We start from the raw sequence: 11278 nt of genomic DNA, 5'->3' as shown, positions 1-11278 counted from the left end.
TGTGTGATATGATGTTTTTATAAGTTTTATACATACTGCACAAATATAGATTAAATAAGATAAGTGGTGAGAATATGATTTTTGTATTGGATGTAGGGAACACAAATGCTGTACTAGGCGTGTTTGAAGAGGGGGAACTTCGTCAACATTGGCGCATGGAAACAGATCGCCATAAGACAGAAGATGAATATGGAATGCTTGTAAAGCAGTTGCTTGAGCATGAAGGTCTTTCGTTTGAAGATGTGAAAGGTATTATCGTGTCTTCAGTCGTACCACCAATTATGTTTGCTTTAGAGCGCATGTGTGAAAAGTATTTTAAAATTAAACCGCTTGTAGTAGGTCCTGGAATAAAAACAGGGCTAAATATTAAATATGAAAATCCACGTGAAGTAGGCGCGGACCGAATTGTAAATGCAGTAGCAGGAATCCACTTATATGGAAGTCCGCTTATTATTGTCGATTTCGGTACGGCTACTACATATTGTTATATTAACGAAGAAAAGCATTATATGGGTGGAGTTATTACGCCAGGAATTATGATTTCAGCAGAGGCTTTATATAGTAGAGCGGCAAAACTTCCTCGTATTGAAATTACAAAACCAAGCAGTGTTGTTGGAAAGAATACGGTAAGTGCGATGCAATCTGGTATTCTTTATGGTTATGTTGGACAAGTGGAAGGTATTGTTAAGCGTATGAAAGAGGAAGCTAAACAAGAACCGAAAGTTATTGCAACAGGTGGATTGGCGAAATTAATTTCAGAAGAATCGAATGTAATTGATGTTGTAGATCCATTCTTAACATTAAAAGGTTTGTATATGTTATATGAGCGTAATGCAAATTTACAGCATGAGAAAGGTGAATAAATAAGTATGAAAGATTATTTAGTAAAAGCGTTAGCGTTTGATGGAGAAGTGCGTGCATATAGTGTGCGTACTACAAATACAGTAAGTGAGGCGCAAAGACGTCATGATACATGGAGAACAGCTTCAGCGGCACTTGGTCGTTCTTTAACTGCAGGTACAATGATGGGCGCAATGTTAAAAGGTGACCAAAAGTTAACGATTAAGGTAGAAGGTAATGGCCCGATTGGTCCCATCTTAGTAGATGCTCATGCAAATGGGGATGTACGTGGTTATGTAACGAATCCACATGTTGACTTTGAAGGAACGGAACAAGGGAAATTACGTGTATATCAAGCGGTAGGTACTGAAGGATTTGTAACAGTAATTAAAGATATTGGTATGCGTGAGCCGTTTATTGGTCAATCTCCAATTGTTTCAGGAGAATTAGGGGAAGACTTCACGTATTATTTTGCAGTTTCTGAGCAAACACCTTCTTCTGTAGGAGTCGGCGTACTTGTAAATGGAGATGACAGCGTATTAGCGGCAGGTGGATTTATCCTTCAAATTATGCCAGGTGCACAGGAAGAAACAATTTCGTTCATTGAAGATCGTTTACAGAAGATTCCTCCTGTATCAACATTGATCGAACAAGGGCTTTCTCCAGAGGAGTTACTGTATACAGTTCTTGGAGAAGATAAGGTAAAAGTATTAGAAGTGATGGATGTTCAATTTAATTGCACATGCTCACGTGAACGTATTGAGAGTGTGTTAATTAGTTTAGGTAAAACAGAGTTAGAGCAAGTTCGTGAAGAAGAAGAAGAGACAGAAGTTCATTGTCATTTCTGTAATGAGCGATACAAGTTCTCTAAAGAAGATATTACAAATTTAATTGAGAGTTTGTAATAAGGGGAGAGAGGGAATCCATCCTCTAAATAGATTGACAAACAGGGAATTTTCTGACAAAATATAAATATAGATAAAACCAATAAAAATACTCGGTGTTAGGAGTGACAGGAATGCGAGTGGCACAATCAGTTTCAGAATTAATCGGGAAAACGCCGATCGTTAAGTTGAACCGCATCGTAGAATCAGACAGCGCAGATATATATTTAAAATTAGAATTTATGAATCCAGGGAGCAGCGTTAAAGATCGTATTGCATTAGCTATGATTGAAGATGCTGAAAAAAAAGGATTATTAAAAGAAGGCGATACAATTATTGAGCCAACAAGTGGTAACACGGGAATTGGTTTAGCGATGGTAGCGGCTGCTAAAGGATATAAGGCAATTTTAGTAATGCCAGAAACAATGAGTATTGAGCGTCGTAATTTATTACGTGCTTACGGTGCTGAATTAGTATTGACTCCAGGGCCTGAAGGAATGGGTGGAGCAATTCGTCAAGCGACTGAATTAGCAAAAGAACACGGCTACTTTATACCGCAACAGTTCAAAAATCAATCGAATCCAGAAATTCATCGTTTAACAACAGGGCCAGAAATTGTTGAACAAATGGGTGACCAATTAGATGCGTTTATTGCAGGTATTGGTACAGGTGGAACGATTACTGGTGCTGGTGAAGTACTGAAGGAAGCGTATAAAGATATTAAAATTTATGCAGTAGAACCTGCGGATTCACCAGTGTTATCTGGTGGGAAACCGGGTCCACATAAAATCCAAGGAATTGGGGCGGGATTCATCCCAGAGACATTGGATGTAGAAGTATATGATGAAATTGTTCAAGTAAAAACAGAACAAGCATTTGAATATGCAAGAAGAGTGGCTAAAGAGGAAGGTATTTTAGTGGGTATCTCTTCTGGAGCAGTTATTTATGCAGCAACAGAAATTGCGAAAAAATTAGGTAAAGGGAAAAAGGTACTTGTTATTATCCCAAGTAACGGTGAACGTTATTTAAGTACACCACTTTATCAATTTGAATCTTAATTATATGTGATTGAAAAAGCATCCTTGAAAAAGGATGCTTTTTCTTTTTGGATTGGAAATAGGAAAAGAGTGAATGACTAGAAAACTTCATGTAAAATAAGAGGTAGTATAATTAATTTATTTTCACTAGCCTTCGAGTATAACCACTTTATATACATAACGAATGTAGTTTGAGGTGGTTAATCTAAGAGGGTGGGATAAAAGAAGACGGGGTGTTGATATGCAACGAAGAAAATCTTTAGCGCTTTCTATTCCATATCAGTTAGATTTCTTTAAGCAATATAAATTTCTTTCTAAGGATAAACCGCAACATATTTTGTTAGAGAGTGGACGTGGCGGTCGTTATAACATTGTGGGGTTGAACCCAGTAGCGGTAATCCGAGGGAAGGGTGAAACGTTACATATAAGCGAAAGTGGTAAGGAAACAATAAAACAAGGAAACCCATTAGATTTAATGCAGGAATATATGGAGCGATGGAAAACGGACTATAATCCGGAATACCCTCCATTTCAAGGTGGTGCAATTGGTTACTTTAGTTATGATTGCATCCGTTATATTGAAAAACTCCCTTCCCTTGCGGAAGATGACATTAATATACCTGATATATTCTTTTTATTATTTGATGATGTGTTTGTTTATGATCAAAAAGAAAAAGTATTATGGATTATTACACATTATGTAGATAAGCATGAAGAGGCAAAAGAGCGATTAAATGAATGGAAGATTCTTTGGGCGACAGAAGCGCCAGAAGTGAATATACCTTTTGCGTGCCCTGAAGAGAAAAGTGAAACAGTTGCTTTTACAGAAGAAAGCTTTATGAAGGCGGTTGAATGTATTCAAGAATATATTGGAGCTGGTGATGTGTTTCAAGTAAACTTGTCGACAAGGCAAGAAAGAACGTTACAAACACACCCACTCGAAATTTATACAAGTCTTCGTGAAATTAATCCATCTCCATATATGGGTTACTTGGAGCTCGGGGATTTTCAAATTGTTAGTGGATCGCCAGAGTTGCTAATTAAGAAAGAGGGAACCGAAGTAAGTACAAGACCGATTGCTGGAACGAGATCTAGAGGGGCGAATGAGCAAGAGGATGAAGAATTAGCAAAAGAATTAATTGAGAACGAAAAAGAAAGAGCAGAGCACGTTATGCTTGTGGATTTAGAACGAAATGATTTAGGGCGTGTTTGTAAATATGGCACTGTAGAAGTAGATGAATTTATGGTAATTGAGAAATACTCACATGTTATGCATATTGTTTCTAATGTGCGTGGTGAGGTGGAAGAAGATAAAGATGCTTTTGATTTAGTGAAGGCTGTATTTCCTGGGGGAACAATTACTGGTGCCCCGAAAATACGTACGATGGAAATTATTGAAGAATTAGAACCTGTTCGCCGAGGGATTTATACAGGTTCAATCGGGTGGATCGGTTATTCTGGAGATACAGAATTGAATATTGTAATTAGAACACTGCTTGCTAAAGATGGAAAAGCACATGTACAAGCAGGAGCGGGAATTGTAATTGATTCAAATCCGGAAAATGAATATAATGAGTCGTTAAAAAAGGCGATTGCTTTATGGCGTGCAAAAGAACGTAGCGAAGAAACGGTTAGGTGAGAGAAATGATATTAATGATTGATAATTATGATTCTTTTACATTTAATTTAGTGCAGTTTCTTGGAGAACTTGGACAAGAGCTTGTTGTTAAACGTAACGATGAAGTGACTATTTCAGATATTGAGAATATGAAACCAGACTTCTTAATGATTTCGCCAGGTCCGTGTAGTCCTAATGAAGCGGGTATTAGTATGGAGGTTATTCAATACTTTGCTGGAAAGATTCCGATTTTTGGGGTTTGTCTTGGACATCAATCCATTGCACAAGTGTTTGGCGGAGAGGTTATACGTGCGGAGCGCTTAATGCATGGGAAAACGTCGCTTATGCATCATGACGGAAAGACGATTTTTTCGGATATCCCTAATCCGTTTACTGCGACACGTTATCATTCCCTTATCGTTAAGAAAGAGACGTTACCTGATTGCTTAGAGGTAACATCTTGGACAGAAGAAGGGGAAATTATGGCGCTCCGTCATACAACATTACCGATTGAAGGTGTACAGTTCCATCCGGAATCAATTATGACTTCCCACGGAAAAGAGTTGTTGCAGAATTTCATTCGTAAATACAGTCCAAGTGTGACATCATGTTAATTTACTTAAATGGTGAGTATGTAGAAGCAAGTGAAGCGAGAATTTCTCCTTATGATCATGGTTATTTATATGGTCTTGGAGTTTTTGAGACGTTTCGTATTTATAATGGTCATCCTTTCTTATTGGATGATCATTATGACCGTTTAACAGATGCGCTGGATACATTGCAAATTAAATGGACAATGACGAAAGATGAAGTACTGCTTATTTTGAAGGATCTACTCGTTAAGAATGAATTAGAGCATGCATATGTACGTTTTAATGTATCAGCGGGTATAGATGAAATTGGATTACAAACGGAAATGTATGAAGAGCCATCTGTTATTGTTTTTATAAAACCTTTAGCAGTCCCGGGAGATGTAGTGGAAAAAGAAGGGGTTGTTTTAAAGCAAGTGCGAAACACACCAGAGGGTGCATCTCGTTTGAAGTCTCATCATTATTTAAATAACATTTTAGGAAAGCGTGAAATTGGAAATGTTGTGAATAAGGAAGGTATTTTCCTTACTGAAACAGGTTATGTTGCAGAGGGTATTGTTTCGAATCTCTTTTTTGTGAAAGATGATATTTTGTATACAGCTTCGCTGAAAACAGGGATTTTAAATGGTATCACTCGTGCGTTTATTATAAAGGTTGCTGAAGAGCTGGGTATAGAAGTAAAGGAAGGTTTCTTTACAAAAGATGAATTACTTTCAGCTGATGAAGTCTTCGTAACAAACTCGATTCAAGAAATTGTTCCGCTTTATCATATAGAGGGACGAGATTTCCCGGGTAAAGTAGGTATGGTTACAAAAAGATTTATGAGTCTTTATGAAATGCAGAGAGAGAAATTGTGGAGCAGAAATGAATTACGAATAGGAGATGTGTAGTTTGAAGTGGGATTATGATTTGCGCTGCGGCGAATATACATTGAACTTAAATGAAAAAACGTTAATTATGGGGATTTTAAATGTAACACCAGATTCGTTTTCTGATGGTGGGAGTTACAACGAGGTAGAGGCTGCGGTGCGCCATGCGAAAGAAATGCGAGATGAAGGTGCTCATATTATTGATATCGGCGGTGAATCTACTCGCCCGGGTTTCGCTAAAGTATCAGTAGAAGAAGAAATAAAGCGAGTTGTTCCGATGATTCAGGCGGTTTCAAAAGAAGTAAAATTGCCTATTTCCATCGACACGTATAAAGCTGAAGTTGCAAAACAAGCAATCGAAGCTGGTGCTCATATTATTAATGACGTTTGGGGAGCGAAGGCGGAACCAAAGATCGCTGAAGTTGCAGCTCATTACGATGTACCTATTATCTTAATGCATAATCGCGATAACATGAATTATCGTAATTTAATGGCTGATATGATTGCTGATTTATATGACAGTATTAAAATTGCTAAAGAGGCTGGCGTGCGAGATGAGAATATCATTTTAGATCCAGGCATCGGTTTTGCTAAAACACCTGAACAAAATTTAGAAGCGATGCGTAATTTAGAGCAGTTAAATGTACTAGGTTATCCAGTTCTTTTAGGTACTTCAAGAAAGTCCTTTATTGGACATGTGCTAGATTTACCGGTGGAGGAACGTCTTGAGGGAACTGGAGCTACCGTTTGTCTTGGTATTGAAAAGGGCTGTGAATTTGTCCGTGTTCATGATGTGAAGGAAATGGCGCGTATGGCTAAAATGATGGATGCGATGATTGGTAAGGGGGCAAAGTAATTGGATAAAATTTATATCCATGATATGGAGTTTTACGGTTATCATGGTGTATTCCCAGAGGAAAATAAATTAGGTCAAAGATTTAAAGTCGATTTAACGGTAGAATTGGATTTGAAACAGGCAGGAGAAAGTGATGACTTAGAGCATTCGGTCAATTATGGAGAGCTTTTCGAACTATGTAGAAAAGTTGTTGAGGATAGAACGTATAAGCTTGTAGAGAGTATCGCTGAAAATATTGCCACAGATATATTGAAACAATATGAGAGTATTTCACGATGTACAATTAAGGTGATTAAACCGGATCCACCGATACCGGGGCACTATCGTGCTGTAGCAGTGGAAATTACGAGAGAACGTCCATGAATAATATAGCTTACATTGCATTAGGTTCCAATATTGGAGAACGTTATACGTATTTAACTGAAGCGATTCAGTTTTTGAACAAAAACCCGTATATCCAAGTTAACGATATTTCATCTGTATATGAAACAGAACCAGTTGGCTATACTGACCAAAGCTGCTTTTTAAATTTAGTTATAAAAATTTCTACCAATTTATCACCGCAAGAGTTATTGAAAGTTACACAAAGAGTAGAGAATAATTTAGGAAGAAAAAGGGAAATTAGATGGGGTCCGAGGACTATCGACCTTGACATTTTACTATATAATCAAGAAAATATTGAAGCAGAGAATCTTATTGTTCCGCATCCGCGGATGTTCGAAAGAGCTTTTGTTATCGTTCCGTTGTTAGAGATTAATCAAGATATAAAACAAAACATTTCACGTTCACAAGTAGAAGAAATGAAAAGGCGAGAGGGAGTAACGGTATGGAAGCAGAAAAATGGGGAAGACGCATTCGTGCTTTTCGAAAGCTAAAAGGTTATACGCAAGAAGGTTTTGCAAAAGAATTAGGGGTATCTGTATCTGTTTTAGGTGAAGTTGAGAGAGGGAATCGATCGCCTTCCCAAGATTTTGTAGTGGAAGTTGCTAAAGCGTTAAAGGTCTCGATAGATGAGTTAATGCCGAAGTGACTATGAAGGAAGGAGTAAATCGAGTGTTAAAAATCGCAAATATTGAGATGAAAAATCCGGTTGTATTAGCACCGATGGCGGGAGTGTGTAACTCTGCATTCCGTTTGACAGTAAAAGAATTCGGTGCAGGTCTAGTTTGTGCTGAAATGGTAAGTGATAAGGCAATACTACTGAACAATAAAAGAACATTAGATATGTTATATATCGATGAGAGAGAAAAGCCGTTAAGTTTACAAATTTTTGGCGGAGAGAAAGAAACTCTTGTAGATGCTGCGAAATACGTAGATAAATATACGACAGCAGACATCATTGATATTAATATGGGTTGCCCAGTACCCAAAATCATTAAGTGTGATGCGGGAGCAAAGTGGCTTTTAGACCCAAATAAAATATATGAAATGGTAGCGGCAGTTGTAGACGCTGTAGAAAAACCAGTTACAGTTAAAATGCGTATTGGTTGGGATGCGGATCATATTTTCGCAATCGAGAATGCAAAAGCTGTTGAGCGTGCTGGTGGACAAGCGGTAGCGGTTCATGGTCGTACACGAGTACAAATGTATGAAGGAAAAGCGGATTGGGATATTATTAAACAAGTAAAGCAAGCTGTAAATATCCCGGTTATCGGAAATGGTGATGTCGAAACGCCACAAGACGCAAAGCGTATGCTTGATGAAATTGGTGTAGATGGTGTTATGATTGGTCGCGCTGCCCTTGGAGACCCGTGGATGATTTATCGCACGGTAAAGTATTTAGAGACAGGTGAATTAATGCCGGAACCGACAGTGCGTGAGAAAATTGACGTATGTATGTTGCATCTTGATCGTCTTATTGATTTAAAGAACGAAAATGTCGCTGTAAGAGAGATGAGAAAGCATGCAGCTTGGTATTTAAAGGGTGTTCGTGGTAATGCAACTGTACGTAATGGTATCAATGCTTGTAATACGCGTGAAGACCTTGCGGATGTATTAGGTGCATTTGTAGAAGAAGTAGAAGCAAAACAACAAACAATTCACGTTGGTTAATAATAGATAGGGAAGATTGACATTCTTCTATACACTTCCTATAATTACGTGAAAGAAAGAGGAACTGCCAGTTAGTTGCTGGCAGTTTTTCTAGTTGAGTAGAAAATGCTATACTGTATATATTGTAAAAATTAATAGAGCTGGAGTGATATCAATACCATGGATAACATGAACCACGAAGAATTAAACGACCAATTGCTTGTTCGTCGTGAAAAGCTACATAACTTACGTGAGCAAGGAATCGATCCGTTCGGTAAACGATTTGAACGTACAAATGCAACAAATGACTTATTAAGCTTATATGGAGAGTTCTCTAAAGAAGAATTAGAAGAGAAGGAAATCTCTGTTTCTATCGCTGGCCGTATTATGACAAAACGCGGTAAAGGAAAAGCTGGATTTGCACATATTCAAGATTTACATGGACAAGTTCAAATTTATGTTCGTAAAGATGCTGTTGGAGATGAAGAGTACGAGTTATTTAAAACAGCAGATTTAGGTGACTTAGTAGGTATTGAAGGTAAGGTATTCAAAACGAACGTTGGAGAACTTTCAGTGAAAGCAACGGGCTTTACACTATTAACGAAATCTCTTCGTCCATTACCGGATAAATATCATGGATTAAAAGATGTTGAACAACGCTACCGTCAACGTTACTTAGACTTAATTACAAGTATGGAAAGCCGTGAAACATTCGTTACTCGCAGTAAAATCATTCGTGAAATGAGAAGGTACTTAGATGACAACGGTTATCTTGAAGTGGAAACACCTATGATGCATGCAATCGCAGGTGGAGCTTCGGCACGTCCTTTCATTACGCACCATAATGCGTTAGATATGGAATTATATATGCGTATCGCAATTGAACTTCATTTAAAACGCCTTATCGTGGGTGGATTAGAAAAAGTTTATGAAATTGGTCGTGTATTCCGTAATGAGGGTGTATCAACTCGTCATAATCCTGAGTTTACGATGATTGAATTATATGAGGCGTATGCTGATTATAAAGATATTATGAAACTAACAGAAAATATGGTTGCTCATATTGCGAAGCAAGTACTAGGTACAACAACAATCCAATATGGTGATTATGAAATTAATCTAGAACCAGAATGGACACGTCTTCATATGGTAGATGCAATTAAGGAACATTCTGGAGCAGATTTCTGGAATCCAATGAGTGTAGAAGAAGCGCGTGAACTTGCAAAAGAACATAATGTGGCTATTAAGGATACAATGGAAGTTGGTCATATTATAAATGAATTCTTCGAACAAAAAGTAGAAGATAAATTAATCCAACCAACATTTATTTACGGTCATCCGGTAGAAATTTCGCCACTTGCGAAAAAGAATGACGAAGATCCACGATTCACAGATCGTTTCGAATTATTTATCGTTGCACGTGAACATGCAAATGCATTCACTGAGTTAAATGATCCAATCGATCAAAAAGAACGTTTTGAAGCGCAATTAAAAGAGCGTGAACAAGGTAATGATGAAGCTCACATGATGGATGATGATTATATTGAAGCTCTTGAGTACGGTATGCCTCCTACAGGTGGACTAGGAATTGGTATTGATCGTCTTGTTATGTTATTAACGAATGCACCATCTATTCGTGATGTATTATTATTCCCTGCTATGCGTCATAAACAAGACTAAGCTTTGGAGATTTCTCCAAAGCTTTTTTATTTGAGTATGAGCTGCGTGAGGATAGTAGATCGTGATGGTGCGAGAAATTATACTTATATAGAAGAAATGCGCTGTTTTTATGCTTTTTTACTAAGTTTAAAATTTTATTAGAAAAACTATTGCATTTTAATAATCAAACTGGTATATTTATATTCGTTGCCACGAAAGGTAACAAGCAAAACAAACGAAAAACAACTTATTGAAAAAAGTTGTTGACGAAAATATAACGAAATGTTATATTAATAAAGTCGCTTCTGAGCGACGAAGTAGTTCTTTGAAAACTGAACGAAACAAACAACGTGAAACGTCAATTTTTATTTTTAGATGCTAGACAAACTAACTTTATTGGAGAGTTTGATCCTGGCTCAGGATGAACGCTGGCGGCGTGCCTAATACATGCAAGTCGAGCGAATGGATTAAGAGCTTGCTCTTATGAAATTAGCGGCGGACGGGTGAGTAACACGTGGGTAACCTGCCCATAAGACTGGGATAACTCCGGGAAACCGGGGCTAATACCGGATAACATTTTGAACTGCATGGTTCGAAATTGAAAGGCGGCTTCGGCTGTCACTTATGGATGGACCCGCGTCGCATTAGCTAGTTGGTGAGGTAACGGCTCACCAAGGCGACGATGCGTAGCCGACCTGAGAGGGTGATCGGCCACACTGGGACTGAGACACGGCCCAGACTCCTACGGGAGGCAGCAGTAGGGAATCTTCCGCAATGGACGAAAGTCTGACGGAGCAACGCCGCGTGAGTGATGAAGGCTTTCGGGTCGTAAAACTCTGTTGTTAGGGAAGAACAAGTGCTAGTTGAATAAGCTGGCACCTTGACGGTACCTAA

The 11278-nt window shown here is 38.1% G+C and carries 12 protein-coding genes and 1 rRNA gene (1 of these 13 only partly in view); all 13 read left to right on the top strand.

Going from position 1 to position 11278, the window contains the following annotated elements; genetic code table 11:
* The first annotated feature begins 74 nt into the window (after positions 1-74).
* Positions 75-863, top strand: coding sequence for a type III pantothenate kinase (locus QCI44_RS27975; RefSeq protein ID WP_000578367.1), 789 nt, complete (start codon positions 75-77; stop codon positions 861-863).
* Between the two features lie 6 nt (positions 864-869).
* Positions 870-1745 (top strand): redox-regulated molecular chaperone HslO, encoded by an 876-nt coding sequence (hslO, locus tag QCI44_RS27970; RefSeq protein WP_016085295.1) that lies wholly within the window; start codon positions 870-872, stop codon positions 1743-1745.
* Between the two features lie 113 nt (positions 1746-1858).
* Positions 1859-2782, top strand: coding sequence for a cysteine synthase A (gene cysK, locus QCI44_RS27965; RefSeq protein ID WP_001261702.1), 924 nt, complete (start codon positions 1859-1861; stop codon positions 2780-2782).
* A gap of 220 nt (positions 2783-3002) precedes the next feature.
* A complete protein-coding gene (gene pabB / locus QCI44_RS27960; RefSeq protein WP_016085294.1) occupies positions 3003-4400 on the top strand; it encodes an aminodeoxychorismate synthase component I in 1398 nt (465 codons plus the stop codon).
* A 5-nt stretch (positions 4401-4405) separates the two neighbouring features.
* Positions 4406-4993: an aminodeoxychorismate/anthranilate synthase component II gene (gene pabA / locus QCI44_RS27955; RefSeq protein WP_000602298.1), complete on the top strand. Its 588-nt coding sequence runs from the start codon at positions 4406-4408 to the stop codon at positions 4991-4993.
* On the top strand, positions 4987-5859 hold the full coding sequence (gene pabC, locus QCI44_RS27950; protein WP_016085293.1) for an aminodeoxychorismate lyase: 873 nt from the start codon (positions 4987-4989) through the stop codon (positions 5857-5859). Before pabA ends, pabC begins: the two co-directional genes overlap by 7 nt.
* A complete protein-coding gene (folP, locus tag QCI44_RS27945) occupies positions 5852-6694 on the top strand; it encodes a dihydropteroate synthase (RefSeq protein ID WP_080117784.1) in 843 nt (280 codons plus the stop codon). The genes pabC and folP overlap by 8 nt, the downstream gene beginning before the upstream one ends.
* Positions 6695-7057, top strand: a complete 363-nt coding sequence (gene folB / locus QCI44_RS27940; RefSeq protein ID WP_000358059.1) for a dihydroneopterin aldolase — start codon at positions 6695-6697, stop codon at positions 7055-7057.
* Positions 7054-7569, top strand: coding sequence for a 2-amino-4-hydroxy-6-hydroxymethyldihydropteridine diphosphokinase (folK, locus tag QCI44_RS27935; protein WP_016085291.1), 516 nt, complete (start codon positions 7054-7056; stop codon positions 7567-7569). The genes folB and folK overlap by 4 nt, the downstream gene beginning before the upstream one ends.
* Entirely contained in the window at positions 7521-7724 is a 204-nt protein-coding gene (locus QCI44_RS27930) for a helix-turn-helix domain-containing protein (RefSeq protein WP_000387027.1), read from the top strand. The genes folK and QCI44_RS27930 overlap by 49 nt, the downstream gene beginning before the upstream one ends.
* 23 nt (positions 7725-7747) lie before the next feature.
* Positions 7748-8746 carry a tRNA dihydrouridine synthase DusB gene (gene dusB / locus QCI44_RS27925; protein WP_016085290.1) on the top strand — a complete coding sequence of 333 codons (999 nt, stop codon included), beginning with the start codon at positions 7748-7750 and terminating at the stop codon, positions 8744-8746.
* 159 nt (positions 8747-8905) lie between these two features.
* On the top strand, positions 8906-10405 hold the full coding sequence (lysS, locus tag QCI44_RS27920) for a lysine--tRNA ligase (protein WP_016085289.1): 1500 nt from the start codon (positions 8906-8908) through the stop codon (positions 10403-10405).
* 372 nt (positions 10406-10777) lie between these two features.
* A 16S ribosomal RNA gene (locus QCI44_RS27915) occupies positions 10778-11278 on the top strand; it runs 1051 nt beyond the window's last position.

The sequence above is a fragment of the Bacillus cereus group sp. RP37 genome (genome assembly GCF_040459695.1).
Taxonomy (GTDB): domain Bacteria; phylum Bacillota; class Bacilli; order Bacillales; family Bacillaceae_G; genus Bacillus_A.
This window is presented reverse-complemented; position numbering and strand designations above follow the sequence as displayed.